13 protein-coding genes and 1 tRNA gene are annotated in these 15,489 nt (G+C 59.8%); all 14 read left to right on the top strand.

The features are described 5' to 3' along the window. Window positions 1–163: 163 nt before the first annotated feature. The 14 genes from H8790_RS08105 (at window position 164) to H8790_RS08040 (ending at window position 14,896) form a co-directional block, all read left to right on the top strand. Entirely contained in the window at window positions 164–892 is a 729-nt protein-coding gene (locus tag H8790_RS08105; RefSeq protein ID WP_187332042.1) for a MerR family transcriptional regulator, read from the top strand. A gap of 295 nt (window positions 893–1,187) precedes the next feature. After that, window positions 1,188–1,724, top strand: a complete 537-nt coding sequence (locus tag H8790_RS08100) for a phosphatase PAP2 family protein (RefSeq protein WP_187332041.1) — start codon at window positions 1,188–1,190, stop codon at window positions 1,722–1,724. Then, window positions 1,721–2,197, top strand: coding sequence for a COG2426 family protein (locus tag H8790_RS08095; protein ID WP_243208459.1), 477 nt, complete (start codon window positions 1,721–1,723; stop codon window positions 2,195–2,197). The genes H8790_RS08100 and H8790_RS08095 overlap by 4 nt, the downstream gene beginning before the upstream one ends. A gap of 82 nt (window positions 2,198–2,279) precedes the next feature. Further along, window positions 2,280–4,931 (top strand): DNA polymerase I, encoded by a 2,652-nt coding sequence (gene polA, locus H8790_RS08090; RefSeq protein ID WP_187332040.1) that lies wholly within the window; start codon window positions 2,280–2,282, stop codon window positions 4,929–4,931. A 12-nt stretch (window positions 4,932–4,943) separates the two neighbouring features. Continuing rightward, complete coding sequence (rimI, locus tag H8790_RS08085) at window positions 4,944–5,438, top strand: ribosomal protein S18-alanine N-acetyltransferase (protein WP_187332039.1); 495 nt, start codon at window positions 4,944–4,946, stop codon at window positions 5,436–5,438. Further along, window positions 5,383–5,985, top strand: coding sequence for a GNAT family N-acetyltransferase (locus tag H8790_RS08080; RefSeq protein WP_187332038.1), 603 nt, complete (start codon window positions 5,383–5,385; stop codon window positions 5,983–5,985). Before rimI ends, H8790_RS08080 begins: the two co-directional genes overlap by 56 nt. Before the next feature lie 13 nt (window positions 5,986–5,998). After that, window positions 5,999–7,006, top strand: a complete 1,008-nt coding sequence (gene tsaD / locus H8790_RS08075) for a tRNA (adenosine(37)-N6)-threonylcarbamoyltransferase complex transferase subunit TsaD (RefSeq protein WP_187332037.1) — start codon at window positions 5,999–6,001, stop codon at window positions 7,004–7,006. 718 nt (window positions 7,007–7,724) lie between these two features. Next, a tRNA-Thr gene (locus tag H8790_RS08070) sits at window positions 7,725–7,800 on the top strand. 151 nt (window positions 7,801–7,951) lie between these two features. Further along, entirely contained in the window at window positions 7,952–8,617 is a 666-nt protein-coding gene (locus H8790_RS08065; RefSeq protein WP_187332036.1) for a response regulator transcription factor, read from the top strand. Further along, complete coding sequence (locus H8790_RS08060) at window positions 8,601–10,163, top strand: sensor histidine kinase (protein ID WP_243208458.1); 1,563 nt, start codon at window positions 8,601–8,603, stop codon at window positions 10,161–10,163. Before H8790_RS08065 ends, H8790_RS08060 begins: the two co-directional genes overlap by 17 nt. Before the next feature lie 140 nt (window positions 10,164–10,303). Beyond that, a complete protein-coding gene (locus H8790_RS08055) occupies window positions 10,304–11,125 on the top strand; it encodes a hypothetical protein (RefSeq protein WP_187332035.1) in 822 nt (273 codons plus the stop codon). Between the two features lie 3 nt (window positions 11,126–11,128). Then, entirely contained in the window at window positions 11,129–11,989 is an 861-nt protein-coding gene (locus H8790_RS08050; RefSeq protein WP_187332034.1) for an ATP-binding cassette domain-containing protein, read from the top strand. After that, a complete protein-coding gene (locus tag H8790_RS08045; RefSeq protein WP_187332033.1) occupies window positions 11,986–14,172 on the top strand; it encodes a M1 aminopeptidase family protein in 2,187 nt (728 codons plus the stop codon). The genes H8790_RS08050 and H8790_RS08045 overlap by 4 nt, the downstream gene beginning before the upstream one ends. Continuing rightward, entirely contained in the window at window positions 14,156–14,896 is a 741-nt protein-coding gene (locus H8790_RS08040) for a hypothetical protein (RefSeq protein WP_243208457.1), read from the top strand. Before H8790_RS08045 ends, H8790_RS08040 begins: the two co-directional genes overlap by 17 nt. The last annotated feature ends 593 nt before the right edge of the window (window positions 14,897–15,489 follow it).

Genomic DNA, 15,489 nt, shown 5'->3' with positions numbered 1-15,489 from the left:
CCGCGGCATCTCAATGGATTCCAAAAAACAGCCGTTCCCGGCTATTTTACCACGGCGGAAGCCGTTTGTGCACTGTTTCTTTGACCAAAAAAGTGGTACACTGAAAAAAAGACTTGACTCTGACGCTGCGTCAAGGCGTAAGCTGAATGCGAGGTGAGGAAAGATGCGCTATTCCATCGGACAGGCCGCGGAGCGGTGCGGCGTGAGCGTACGCACGCTGCGCTATTATGACCAGATCGGCCTTTTAAAGCCGGCGGATTCCAGCCCGTCGGGCTACCGCAGCTACGATGAGTCCAGCCTGCTTCGTCTGCGGGAGATTTTGTTTTACCGGGAACTGGACTTTTCGCTGGAGGAAATCCGGCGCATGCTGGATACACCGAATTACGACCGCACCCAGGCCATGGAGCGGCAGCGCAGTCTGCTCACACTCAAGTGTGAACGGCTGATGGGGCTGATCGCACTGCTGGAGCGGAATCTGAAAGGAGAGGATACCATGAATTTGAGCGCCTTTGACGACAGTGCGTATCAGGCGGAGAAGGAGCGTTACGCCGCGGAGGCAAAAGAGCGCTGGGGGCATACGGAGGCCTATGCCCAGAGCGTAGAAAAGCGCCGCACCCCGGACCAGGAGCAGGAGCTCCAGCGCCGGATGGAGGAACTCTTTGCCCGCTTTGCCGCCCTGAAGGACCCGGAGTCCCGGGAGGGGCAGGAACTGGCGGAGCAGTGGAGGCAGTTCATCAGCGACAACTACTATGAGTGCACCCCGGAGCTTCTTTTGGAGTTGGGACGGATGTATGTGGAGGACATGCGGTTCCAGGAAAATCTGGACCGCTTTGGACCGGGCACGGCCCAGCGGATGAGCCGGGCCATCGCAGCGTACTGCAATAAAGCGTGAAAGAGCGGCCTGGGAAACAGGCCGCTTTTCGACGCCAACTGGTAAAGTTTATGGAATGTTCATTGTAATTTAAAGGGGACCGGGTTATAATACCCCCGGGAGAGCGGCTGCTGCATTTGCTGCGCTATACATCTGACAGCCGCCTGTCCAAGTGAATTTCAATTCCATTGCCGCGGCAGGTAAGCTGACATGTGCCTGCGGCGCGCAATTTCGCTGCCTTTTTGCACCAAAGCGGCCGCGCCGGCGCATTTCCTCCTGTGCGGACGCAAATCGCCTAAGAGTTAGGATCATGTACATGACTGCCATTGAACTTTCCATATTGGACTGGATCCAGACCGCCCGCTGCGGCTTTTTGGACGCGGTGATGCCCATCATCACGACTTTGGGGGACTCGGGGATAATCTGGATCCTTCTGACCCTTGTCCTCCTCTGCATCCCCCGGTACCGCCGCACCGGCCTCACCATGGCCTGCGCCCTGGCGCTGGATGTGGTGTGCTGCAATTTGCTGCTCAAGCCACTGGTGGCCCGGGTCAGGCCCTTTGACGCGAACCCGCTGGTGGAGCTGATCGTGGGCCGTCCCACGGACTGGTCCTTCCCCTCCGGCCACACGGCGGCCTCCTTTGCCTCCACGGCGGCGCTGTATGCAAGCGGGGAACCCCTGTGGATTCCGGCGGCGGTGCTGTCGGTGCTGATTGCCTTTTCCCGGCTGTACCTCTATGTCCACTACCCCACCGACGTGTTGGCGGGGCTGGTGCTGGGCACCGTTTTGGGCGTGTTGGGCAGAAAGCTGTTCCTCTTTCTGGAGCGTAAGGTGGGGAGGAAGGCGTCGTGACGGAATTTTTGGGAACCCAGTTTGGAAAACTGCTCTCCACCGCGTTCATCTCCCTGGTCCCCGTGATCGAACTGCGGGGCGGCATCCCCTATGGAATCGCCTGCGGACTGGGCGCGGGGGAGGCCTTTTGGGCGGCAGTGATTGGCAATATGCTGCCGGTGCCCTTCATCATTTTGCTGGTGCGGCGGGTGTTCGACTGGCTGCGCACAGGCAGGTACTGGGGACCGAAGATCCAATGGCTGGAGCGCAAGGCCCACATCAAGGGACGGGTGGTGCGCAAGTACCGGGTGATTGGACTGTGCATTCTGGTGGCCATCCCCCTGCCGGGCACAGGGGCCTGGACCGGGGCGCTGGTGGCCGGGGTGCTGGGAATCCGGCTCCGCTCGGCCCTGCCGGCCATCTTCCTTGGCGTGCTCCTCGCCGGGGCGGTGGTCACTGCCATCACCTGCGGCGCGGTCAGCGCGTTTCGATAAAGAGCGGCCTTTGGCCGCTCTTGCTTTTTTACCTATTTTTGGGGTATACTATTTTATTATTGTGTAGGCGGGAGGAAATCCCATGAAGCTCATGGTTTTAGACGGCAACAGCATCATCAACCGGGCCTATTACGGCATCCGGCCCCTATCCACCAGGGACGGGCTTTACACCCACGCGGTGTATGGCTTTCTGACCACGCTCCAGCGTCTCACGGAGGAGGAGCACCCCGACGCGCTGTGCGTCACTTTTGACCTGCATGCCCCCACCTTCCGTCACAAGGCGGCGGAGAGCTACAAGGCCACCCGCAAGGGAATGCCGGAGGAGCTGGCCATGCAGATGCCCGTGCTCAAAGAGGTGCTGGACGACATGAACATCCCCCGCTATGAGCTGGAGGGATATGAGGCCGACGACCTTTTAGGCACCATCTCCCGCCGGTGCGAACACCAGGGCTGGGACTGCGTGGTGGTCACCGGGGACAAGGATTCGCTCCAGCTGATTACAGAGCACACCAAGGTGAAGCTGGTCTCCACCCGCATGGGCCAGACTACCACAAAGGATATGACCGCGGAGGCGTTCCAAGAGCAATATGGCTTTGCGCCCATCCACATGATCGACCTGAAGGCGCTGATGGGCGACACGTCCGACAACATCCCCGGAGTCCGGGGCATCGGGGAGAAGACTGCCATGGGCCTCGTTCAGGTGTATGGCTCCATCGATGCGCTCTACGACCATCTGCCGGAGATTTTCACGGCCCCGGAGACGCCGGCCAAGCCGGGCGTGGTGAAGAAGCTGACCGAGGGGAAAGCGGACGCGGAGCAGTCCAGGTTCTTAGCCACCATTGTCACCGACGCGCCGCTGGAGTTTTCCCCGGAGGAGAATCTCTGCCGCCCGCCCAAGCCGGAGCTGTATGACCTCTTCCTTCAACTGGAGTTTTCCAAGCTGATCGAAAAATGGGGCCTGCGGCCGGAAGGGGCCGCCGCCCAGGAGAAGCGGCAGGGTGACGTGGCCTTTGAGGCTGTCGCGGACTCCGTCCGGGCCGAAGAGCTGTTGGAGCTGTGGCGCCGGGCGGAGTACGTGGCGGTGCTGGCGCTGCCGGACCTCTCCGCCGTGGCGGTGTGCTGCGATGAACAGGTCAGCGAGTTCTTCTTCGGCAGCTTTGCAGGCGATTGGAACGCCCTGCTTCGGGAACTCTTCTCCGCTGAGGTGAAGAAGGTCTCCCACAATGTGAAGGACCTGATGCGCCTCCTTTTGGAAAACGGGTTGGACACGGAGGGCTTCGTCTTTGACACGGCGCTGGCCGCCTATCTCCTGGACGCCACCGCCGGCAGCTATGACCTGGGCCGGCTGGTGATGACCTATTATAATGAGGAGCTCCCCAAGGCGCTGTATCTGGAGCGGGACGCCTTTTCCCTCCTGGGAGACACACAGCAGGCAAAGGCCTCTTTTGCACGGTATACCGCCGCCGTCGCCGCGCTGTATGCCACGCTGCGGCCCCAGTTGGAGCAGGAGGAGCTTTGGGAGCTCTTCGAGACGGCGGAGCTGCCCCTCTGCCCGGTGCTGGCGGAAATGGAGCAGACCGGCTTCCGGGTGGACGGAGGCGAGCTCAAGCGCTTTGGCGAGGCCATGGACCAGCGGATACAGGAGCTGGAGGCAGCCATCTACCAGATGGCGGGCATGGCGTTCAACATCAATTCCCCCAAGCAGTTGGGGGAGGTGCTCTTTGAGCGGCTGGGGCTTCCGCCGGCGAAAAAGACCAAGACCGGCTACTCCACAAACGCGGACGTATTGGAGAAGCTGCGCTTCCACCACCCCATTGTGGAGGCGGTTCTGGACTACCGCCAGTATGCCAAGCTGAAGTCCACCTATGCCGACGGGCTCTTGAAGGTCATCGGCCCGGACGGCCGGATTCACACCAATTTCCAGATGACCGTCACTGCCACCGGCCGGCTCTCCTCCACGGAGCCGAACCTCCAGAACATTCCCACCCGCACGGATTTGGGCAGCGAGATCCGCCGGATGTTCATTCCCGATGAGGGGAACGTCCTGGTGGACGCGGACTACTCCCAGATTGAGCTGCGGCTGCTGGCCCACATTGCCGGCGACAAAGCCATGCAGAACGCCTTCCTCCACCATGCCGACATCCACACCGCCACGGCGTCCCAGGTGTTTGGGGTGGCACCGGAGGAGGTGAGCCATGAGATGCGCCGCCGGGCAAAGGCGGTGAACTTCGGCATCGTCTACGGCATCTCCCCCTTCTCCCTGGCCCAGGACATCGGCGTGGCCCAGTGGGAGGCGAAGGAGTATATGGAGCAGTACTTTGCCACCTACTCCGGAGTGAAGCGGTATATGGAGGAAATCGTGGAGAGGGCCCGGGAAAAAGGGGTGGTGGAAACGCTCTACCACCGCCGCCGCGCTCTGCCGGAGCTGAAATCCTCCAATTACAACATGCGCTCCTTTGGGGAACGCGTGGCGCTGAACATGCCCATCCAGGGAACCGCTGCGGATATCATGAAGCTGGCCATGGTGGCCGTTTGGCGCCGCCTGAAGCGGGAAAAGCTCCGCTCCAGGCTGGTGCTCCAGGTCCACGATGAGCTGATTGTGGAGTGCCCAGCTCAGGAATCGGAGACGGTGGAGCGGCTGGTGAAAGAGGAGATGGAGGCGGTGGCCCACCTGGCCGTGCCGCTGACCGCCGAGGCCCACACGGGAAAAAACTGGCTGGATGCAAAAGGATAAGGAGCGGAGCAAATGAGAATTGTACCCATGACGGCGGACCATCTGGACGCGGTGGCTGATTTGGAGCGGATATGCTTCTCCACCCCCTGGTCCCGGAACATGCTGGCGGAGGAGTTGGAAAACGCCTGCGCCGCCTTCCTGGTGGCGCTGGACGGCGATGAGAACGTCATCGGCTACGCCGGGCTTCAGGTGGTGGTGGACGAGGGCTATATCACCAACGTGGCCGTACATCCCGACCACCGCCAGCAGGGGGTTGCCTCCCGTCTGGTTCAGGTGTTTGTGGACTTTGCCCAGGCCAATGGGCTTGCCTTTTTGACGCTGGAGGTGCGCCCGTCCAACACAGCGGCCATCGTCCTTTACGGGCACCATGGCTTCCGGAGCGTCGGAAGGCGGAAAAATTACTACGAGCATCCACGAGAGGATGCACTCATTATGACACGGGAGTTTCACCATGAATCTGAGAATCTTGACAAGCAGGGAAGAACTGCGGGAACTATACGAAACTGATCTGAAGCGGGCGTTTCCGCCGGAGGAGCTCAAACCCCTTTCCGCCATGGAGCGCCTGATGGATAACGGCGTCTATACGGTGTACCTTCTGGAGGAGGACGGCCAGAGGCTGGGTGAACTGCTGCTGCTGCGCGGCTCCGACGGATTCGGCCTCATCGACTATCTGGCGGTGTGCGAGGAGTACAGAAACCGGGGAGCCGGTGCGGAGCTGCTGCGCCGCTGCCTGAAGGCCTACGACGGCCAGGTGCTGTTGGGGGAGTCGGAGGCTCCCACGGGAGACCCGGCCCGGGACGGGCTGATCCACCGGCGGCTGGGATTTTACGAACGGAACAACGCCCGCTGCGCGGGCTATGACTGCGGGGAGTTTGGCGTGCGCTATAAGACCCTCTACTGGGCGGAGGAGAACCTGCCGGATTCCGTGCTGATCCGCCACCACCAGGAGCTCTACCGCAGCCAGTTCACACCGGAGACCTATGAGCGGTATATTCAGATTCCGCTGGCCGAGGGCGAGGCCCTCAAACCCTGCGCCCCCTGGGCAGAGAAATGAGAGATGAGCAGCCATGAAGATATTGGCATTTGAAACTTCCTGCGACGAAACCGCGGTCGCGGTGGTGGAGGACGGACGCAGAGTGCTGTCCGACGCCGTTTTGTCCCAGGCGGATATGCACGCCGTCTATGGCGGCGTGGTGCCGGAGATCGCCTCCCGCAAGCATGTGGAGGCCATTGCCGGCCTGGCGGAGCAGTCCTTGAAAGAGGCGGGCATCACCCGCGCTGAGGTGGATGCCGTGGCAGTGACCTACGCGCCCGGGCTCATCGGTGCGGTACTGGTGGGCCTGAGCTTTGCAAAGTCCGTGGCCTACGCCCTGGGCGTCCCCCTGATCCCCGTCCACCACGTCCGGGGCCACATTGCCGCAAACTACTTGGCGTTTCCTGAGCTAAAGCCCCCGTTCCTGGCCCTGTGCATCTCCGGGGGCAATACGCTGCTGGTGGATGTCAGGGATTACACAGACCTCAAGATTATGGGGTCCACCCGGGACGACGCTGCCGGGGAGTGCTTCGATAAAGCCGCCCGCGTACTGGATCTGCCCTATCCCGGCGGAAAGCCTATGGATGACCTGGCCCAGCAGTCCTCCGGCGGCGTATACGCGCTGCCCAGGGCCAAAGTCAGCGGCTGCGACCTGGATATGAGCTTTTCCGGCCTGAAAACCGCGGTGGTCAATCTGGCTCACAACGCGGCCCAGAAGGGAGAGGCGCTGGATCGGGCTGCACTGGCGGCGGACTTCGCCGCCGCCGTCAGCGGAGAATTGGTGCCCCGCACCATGGAGGCCGCCAAGCGGGCGGGCCGATCCGTCATTGTGGCGGCCGGAGGCGTGGCGGCCAACTCCCGCATCCGCGGCGATCTGGAGCGCGCCTGCGAGCGGGAGGGGTGTCAGCTCTATCTGCCCCCCCTGCGCTGGTGCGGCGACAATGGGGCGATGATCGGCGCCCAGGGTTACTATGAGTACCTGGCCGGCCGTGTGGCAGATATGGCGCTCAATGCCTACGCAACCCGCGACATATCGGAATAAATGATAACAAAGAGGAAATCCGCCGGATTGTCTTATGACAGCGGTGGATTTCCTCTTTTTTCCATAGTGCATAACGGGACGCAGGAGGGGCAGCGTTGTAAAGGGACGAAACTTGTCGAAATGAATGGGTGGGAACCGTTGCCTTCATAAATCGACCCTATTTTGCAGAATATGGGAAAAAGTAAAATGAAAACAGGATTTATGTAAAGTTTAATTGTACGATTGAGTTTTGTAAAATAGAGTTTAGTGCTCTGTAAATAAAAGGGAAAAACCGGGAAAACGATTGAAAATTAAAGAAAAACAGGATGTGGAAAACCATGTGGAAACTGTGGATAACTATTTGTAGTGATAAATTATGAAAAAGATTATGTAAAAATAAAAGGAAAGTTTGTTTGAGTGGAATAATGGAGAGAAACGTTGTGGAAATTTGATGTTTGTCGAAAAAAGGGGAATAAAAAGGAAGAAGGCCGACAGCGCACGTTGACAAAAAACAGAGAATAACGTCCGGCGCCGTCGAATTTGGGAAATCGTTTTGCAGGACAGATTGCGATAATACCATTTGTATTATACGGGGGGATTGCATACCAGGACTTTCCGACAGAAGGTGTTGACGTTGCGTCAAAAATATGGTATGATAACAGCCGTATGAAGAAGGGGAAGGCATTCCCGCAGGCACGGCAGAGCAGGGAATCGTTTTTCTTCACGAACAAGTTCATATGCTGGATTAGCTCAGTCGGTAGAGCGCCTGATTCGTAATCATGAGGTCGCGAGTTCGAATCTCGCATCCAGCTCCAGAAAAGCCCTTGATTTTTTAATCAAGGGCTTTTCTTGTTGAATGGCCCCTGGGGAAGTTTGATATACCGCGCATATGCGCTGCGCAATAAACTGCAAAAATCCACACGAAATTCAAAAAGGCATGATATACTTGCCAGTGGGAGTGATACCGTGAAAAAGATTTTAGTCATTGAAGATGAACCGGACATCCAGGAGCTGCTGTGTGCCTATCTGCGGGATGCCGGCTATGAAACCACAGCCGCAGGGGATGGGGTTGCGGCGCTGGACTTGTTTCATAAAGGGAGCTGGGATCTGCTGCTGTTGGATTTGATGCTGCCAAAAATCGATGGCTATGCGGTCTGCGAACTGATCCGCAGGGAATCTGCCGTCCCCATCATCATGCTGACTGCGCTGGATACCGAAGAGAACCAAATCAAGGGCTTTGATCTGCAGGCTGACGACTATGTGACCAAGCCCTTTTCCATGCCCGTGCTGCTGCGGAAAATCGGGGCGGTCCTGCGCCGGAGCGGCGGTGGGGAGGAACGGCACACGATTTCCTACGCAGACCTGCTGCTGGATTTGGACGATTACCGCGTGAGCGTGGATGGAACGCCTGTAGAGCTGACCGGCCGGGAGTTTGAGCTGCTGCGGGAGTTGGTGCAGAATCAGGGCCGGGTGCTGACCCGCTCGGTTCTCCTGGGGCGGCTTTGGAACTATGATTTTTTAGGGGACGAGCGGATCGTGGACAGCCACATCAAAAATCTTCGCAAAAAATTGGGACGGGAATACATAGAAACTGTGCGAGGGGTGGGGTATCGAATTGAAACGCTGCATTGACAAGATTCGGGGGAGCCTGACGATTCGAATCTTCCTGCTCACCACGCTGATTTTGGCGGGTGCCTGCGCCGCCACCTATATATTCCTTGCGTGGGCCACGCCCATCACCTATCAGACCATTGCTGCGGACGACCTCTGGGAAAAGACGGAGCGTCTGGTCAACAAGCTGCAGGACGTGACTTTGGAGGAGAGCGGGCCGCTGTTTGACGCGTTTCTTGTGGACACCGGCGCGGAGGTGGTGGTGACAGACGCGGAGGGCAATCTGGTGGATCTTCCGGTCTCTGTGGTGCAAAGCGCCGCCGCTGAGACCGGATCCGCCAATTTGGACGTGACCATTACGGGTATGGGCTCCATTTCCGGGGTGGAGGACGGGGCCGTGGGGCAGGCCGACGGATCGGATGTGGTGGTTACAAGCGATGATTTCGGACTGGACGGCCTGTTTGGAGGTGGATTCCCCAGGATGGGCGCGGTTGCCGTCACCAGCTCAGACTGGAACATGACCGTCCAATTTGCGGGGGACGATGCGGTCTATGAGCTGGCCGTTGTATCCAGCCTGGTGGGCGTCAACCAGACGCTGGAGGCCATTGGCCGGGTGATGCCGTATCTCTTCATTCTGGTTTTGACAATTTCCCTTTTGGGGGCGGTCTTTTACTCCCGCTATATCACCAGGCCCATCGTCCGGCTGAGCGGGATTTCGCAGAAGATGGCAGAGCTGGACTTCTCGTGGAAATGCGGGGAACAGCGGCAGGATGAAATCGGAATCCTTGGCAGAAATTTGGATGAGCTCTCAGAGCGGCTATCCGGAGCACTCAGCGAGCTGCGGGACGCCAACGCAGCCTTGCAGGAGGACATCGACCGCCAACGGGAGCTGGAACGTCAGCGCACCGCCTTTTTCGCGGCAGCGTCCCACGAGCTGAAGACGCCGATCACAATTTTGAAGGGGCAGCTCTCCGGCATGTTGGGCAAAGTGGATGTGTACCAGGATAGGGATAAGTACCTGGCCCGCTCCCTAAGGGTGGCCGGCCGCATGGAAACGCTGATCCAGGAGATGCTGACGGTCTCCCGCATGGAAAAAGCAGACGGCTTCGTCAGGCGGAATGCGGTTGACCTCTCCGCCCTGGTGCGCCAGGAGGTGGAGCAGGCGGAGGACCTGGCCGCACAGCGCGAACAGACCCTCTCAGCGGACCTTGCGCCGGGGCTTATTGTGGAAGGGGACGGGACGCTTCTCCGCCTTGCCGTCTCCAATCTGCTGACCAACGCCCTGTCTTATTCTCCATCCGGCGCCTCCACGCAGGTGCGGCTCCAGTCGGAGGGCCACGGGGTGCTTTTATGTATGGAAAACAGCGGCGTCCATATTCCTGAGCAGGCGCTTCCACACCTGTGCGAGGCGTTTTACCGGGTGGAGGAGTCCCGGAACCGGGAGACCGGCGGCAGCGGGCTTGGGTTATACCTTGTAAAAATGATTGTAGAGCGCCATCACGCCTCCTTTGCCATCTGCAATACCGAAAGCGGCGTCCGGGCGGATGTTCTCTTTCCCCAATCATAATTCGCGGCAGGCCGGGATACGGCCTGCCGTTTTTCTCATCTGTAATCATCAACTTCACACAATCTCCATACAAAATTCAAGCCCACTCCAAACAAGAGCGGTATCCTATCCACAGCTTTAAAATACGGAGGAGATCGTTCATGAAAAAAATACGGATGGTACCTTGCCTTGCAGCCGTCGCCGCCCTGCTTGCCGCCTGCACGCGCGTAACGGAGGCAGAGGGAGCGGACAGCGGAGGGGAGGCTTGCGGCGTCCGGGCCTTTGCCGTTTACAGCGCATTCGGCCTGACGTACGAGGAGCGCAGCGGCCAGCTCCTCTATGATGGAGACCGGGTTCGGTATTTTGAGGACCTGTACCCGGTGGGCGAGGGTATGGCGGGCATGACGTTCTTCGACCGGGAGGGCGTCGTCGATCTTCAGGCGGAACGGGATTTATCCAATCTTCCCCGCAGCAAGGACGGGAGCTTCGACCCCGGCGGCGTCCTGACGGGTCTGCGTGTCTGCTCCGAAACAGAGTTTCAAAGCAGGGATTTGGAACCGCTTATGCATCCGGACCCGGGTTCCGCCCAGGCGGGAGAATTGCTGAGCGCAAGGGAACTGGCAGCGCTGTACGCGGAATATCAGCCCTTTGGGCTGAGCTATGACGCCGAGCGGGACACGCTGCTGTGGGATGGGCAGACGGTGCGGTATTTCTGCGATGTGCGCTCCTCCAACGGCGAGGCACCGGAAAGCGGGAGGTTTCAGGGTGTCATCACCACCCATTGGACGGACGGCGGCACGGTGGACGTCCTGACAGTGCGGGACTATGAGAGGCCGGACGGCGATGGAAACGGGGCCCTGACCAGGCTGGAAGCCTGCACCCAGGCGGAATTTGAGGCCCGCACCGCCGCCCAATCGCAGGGCGGGTCCATCCGGTATTTTGAACCTGCGTCCAATATGGACAATCAGACAGCGGAGGAGTAAGCAATGCAAATCAAAATCGACCATCTCAATATGACCTATCCCAACGGGAAGCAGGCGCTGCGGGACATCAGCCTTTCTTTGGGCTCCCCCAGCCTCGTCGGCCTGATCGGGCCCAACGGGGCGGGGAAATCCACGCTGATGAAGCTTCTGGTGGCAGGGCTGCTGCCCAGTGAGGGGAGCATCAGTGTGGACGGCACGCCTCTCACAACATGCGAACGGCAGCTGAAAAGCAGGCTTGGGTATCTGCCGCAGCAGTTCGGCCTCTACGACGAGTTGACCGTCTGGCAGTTCTTGGACTATATGGCCGCGCTGAAACGCATCCGGGACAGTAAAAGCGCCATTGCCCGGGCCATTGCGGCCACGGGCCTGGAGGAAAAGCGCAAAGCCCGGATCAGGACACTCTCCGGCGGCCAGCGTCAGAGGGTGGGCATCGCCCAGGCGCTGCTTGGCACACCGGACTTCCTGATCTTTGACGAGCCAACCGTGGGGCTGGATCCGGAGGAGCGCATCCGGTTCCGCAACCTCTTTTCCTCCACCGCCCAGGATAAGCTGGTGCTGCTCTCCACCCACATCATCGAGGATGTTCAGTCCGTCTGCGACCGGCTCATCGTCATCGACCGGGGGCAAATCCTGTTTACGGGCCGGCCGGAGGAGCTGATCCGTGCCGCCCAGGGCCATGTGGGTACGTTCCTGGAGCGTCCGGGCGCAGAGGAGGCCCTGCACATCACATCCCGGGTCAATACCGCCTCCGGTGTGCTGTGCCGCGGCGTTGCGCAGGAACTGCCGTCCCACGCGGAGGCCGTGGAACCGACGCTGGAGGACGCCTATCTCTTTCTCATCACCAAAGGAGGCGGCGCACAATGAAAGGGCCCTCCCTCTATCTCGTGGAGCTGAAGCGCCTGGCACGGAATCCCCTGACCTACCTGTTGGCGGGCCTTTCCGCGCTGGCCCCAATGGCGGGCTATGGCGTATTGATTCTGACCATTGGGGATTCCATGTCGGCGCTGTACCTGGCCAACCCCATGCTGGCTGGCGGCGTATTGGGGGCGATCCTATTTTCCCTGATGGTGCTGCTCTCGCTGGACCAGGCCCGCCGCAGCGGAATCCGCGATGTGTCCGACGCCATTGTGAATCCCATGCGCATGGCGGCGGCGCGGCTGGCGGCGGTGTGGACCGTGGCCGGTTTGACTGCGGCGGCCGTCTTCCTAAGCTATCTCCCGTACACCATGTGGAAGTTGGACATCGTGTTTTCCCTCAGCGACTATACGCTCTCCGTCTGCCTGCTGTTCCTCTCGGGACCGGCCATGGGCTCCCTCGCTGCCTCCGCGCTCTGGCAGCTTGTCCGGCGATTGGACGTCAGCCTGCTGGGCGTCCTTGCGGCCCTGGCGGTTTCCCTGGGCGGCGACTGCCGGCGGTTTTTTTTGACGCAGTGGTGTGTTCCGCTGGTGCCCACCCTTTCCGATGCCTTCGGCAGCGCCATTGTATGGCGCACCGCGCTCTACAGCAGGGCAGTGTGGCTGGGGCTGATCGGCGGCGCGTGGCTGCTGAGCCTGCTGTGCGTGCGGCAGTACGGCCGGGGCGCCATCGGCTCCTTTCTCAGGCATGCCCGCCGCTCCGCTCTGCCCATCCTTGCGGCTGTTCTCCTTTGCGGCGGAGGGCTTCTCTGGCGATGGCAGCCCTTTTCAGACCACAGCCCGGCAAACTGGATGGAGTGGATGGACCAGGAAGAGGATCGGTTCAACGAGGCGCTGGCGCTGGAGAAGACGGCGCTCCAGGTCGGAATTGAAAGCTATCTCTTAGGCACCATGTCCGGGGACGCCGCCTTTACGATCCACAATTCCTCCGGGCAGCCGCAGGAGCTGTACTTTGAGTTAAAATGCGGCTATCAGGTGTACTCCGTTTCGGCAAACGGGAAGGCGATCCCGTTTGAGGACCTGCATAACGACATGATCGCCTCCCGGGAGCTGCGCTGCACGCTGCCGGCAGAGGAGGAGATCGAACTCCAAATCCGCTACGGCGGGATGCCGAAGATGTGGAACGAGATGGAGTCCCAGCTGAATGCCGACACCATCAGCTCCCAAAGCGTGACCATGACCAGCAAGGCCCTTGCCCCCACGGTGGCGAACTGTGTGGCGGTGCCGGACGAGGCTGAAATCTCCCTGCGCATTGCGTTGAAGGGCGATCTTGTGCCGGTGGGCACGGGTACGGCGACGCTGCTTGGCACAAGCGATGACGGGACCAACTCCTGGCTGGTGGAGGACACAGGTACGGACCGGCTGTTCCTCTACGCGGGGGATTTCATCACCACTGAGCTGGCCGCAGGCGACGGAACCTCCATAGACTTCTGCTACAGCAGAAAATATCGGGAGCGCTTGGAAAACGGGGCGCTGGACCTGATGGAGAAGGCCATCCAATACTGCACGGCCACGTATGGCCCCCGCTCCGGGGACGACGGGTTTCAAATCATCCAGACCACGGCGTTCAACTTCGGCGGCTTTGCAGTCTCCGGCATCAGCGGCATGGGTGAGAGCTATTTCAGCGATGAAAACCTGGCCGACCCGGACAAGGGCCCCGGCAGCGCGGAGATTCTGGCCCATGAGATCATCCACCAGTGGTGGGGGCTGGGCGCCACGCTGACGGATCTGGAGGACCCCTACTGGAGCGACGAGGGGATCACGGTCTACACCACCTACCGGCTGATGTGCCAGGTGATGGGCAGGGAGTATGCCCACAGGTACTACGTGGAGAAGTGGGAAAACACCATGGCCCAGCTCTCCGAATCCTTTTATCAGCGCCATCCGGAGTATCTCAGTCGCCTTCCTGAGCGGTATCGGAACGACGTTTCCGCCAACGCGGCCGGAGCAAACTGGTATGACGGAAACGCCCTGATGATCTACCGGGCGGCGGAGCAGGTCGGGGAAACGGCGCTGGACGCTATCTGGGCAACGCTCTACCAGGAGGGTGGGACGGAGATGCCGCCGTATATCACGTTAGGCGACTTCCTTGGCGCCTGCGGCCTGGAGGAAGGGGATGTGCAGCGTGGGTAAGGTGTTTCGATATGAATTGCACCGCTCTATTTGGAACAAGGGGTTTTGGGGCATCGCGCTGGTGACGCTCTGGTATGCCTGGCGGCTTTTGACCGGCACCATCCTATTGGGCGTGGCCAACACGGCGCCCTTCTCCCCGTGGAGCTTCGGTGCGTATCTTGCGCAGCTGCTGCCGCTTTTGAGCGTGCTGCTGCTGTTTCTCCTGTGGAATCAGAGCGCGGAGCGGACGCGGGGGCTGGAGGTCCTGGCGGACACCGCCCCCATCCATCCGGGCCGGTACCTTCTGGTAAAGTGCGGCGCTGCGTTCTCGGCATGGCTGATTTTGGTGGTTGCGGCCGCGGCGTTGGGCGTTGGGTTCCTGGCGGCGCTGTTCGGCGCCGACGTGCCTTATCACAGCTTGCTGCTTCCGGCGCTCGTTGCCCTGCTGCCGCCGGCGCTCTTCTTTCTGGGATGCGGCCTCCTAACGGGCCGCATCCACCCGGCGCTGCTGTTTGTGCTGATGGCCGCGGCCCTGGCAGCGGCATACCTGCCCCGGCCGGCGGAGTGGAGCCTGTACGCCGTGCCTTTGTTTACAGAGTATCCCTTGGGCCTGAACGGTCCGGACCCGGGCTTCACCGTGCCGGTTGGGACGCTGCTGGGCCGGCTGGCCTACGGAGCGGCGGGTATGGTGCTTATGTGTTTTACCGTGGTAAGGCATCGGTCCTGGCGGAAGAAGAGAACCTGAAAAGACAAAAAGGGATACCGCCCAGTCTGGTTCCGCTCCTTTTGGAAGGGAGGCATCTGCATACTTGCAGATGCCTCCTTGTTTTTATCAGCAAAAAGATTTCTCCTATTTTGGAAAAGTAGTGGAAACGAACGGGCGGACTTACCAAGAATAACCATGGGTTGCATTGCCTGCCGTTCCGCCTGAAAGAGCCGGTGATCTGGAAGGCGGACTGTAAAAAGAGCTCCTCTGCCAAAGTGGGCAGAGGAGCTCTTACGAATCTTTGGGTTCTTTTGTCTCCTGGGAGCCGCGGCGGGACTTCTTGGCAGAGTATAGCAGCCAGCCGCCCCACATGACCAAAAAGCTGATCATAGCAATCAGTGCCTTGCGCATGAAGTTCCTCCTTGTGTCCTTTTGATGGCAATAGTTTACATAATTTAACAACGTCTGTCAAGAGCTGTCAAAAAAATTACAAATTTGTTCATATATGGGCGGACGATATGGGAGCGGTGTCGAAAAATGTGCATGGTATAAAAAACAACACAGGATACATATTGACAGCACAAGTTGGGGGTTTTATAATAAAACAGGCAAAAAGACAGATGTTCTGGAGA

It is taken from the genome of Oscillibacter hominis, from assembly GCF_014334055.1.
Classification (GTDB): Bacteria; Bacillota; Clostridia; order Oscillospirales; family Oscillospiraceae; genus Oscillibacter; species Oscillibacter hominis.
This window is presented reverse-complemented; position numbering and strand designations above follow the sequence as displayed.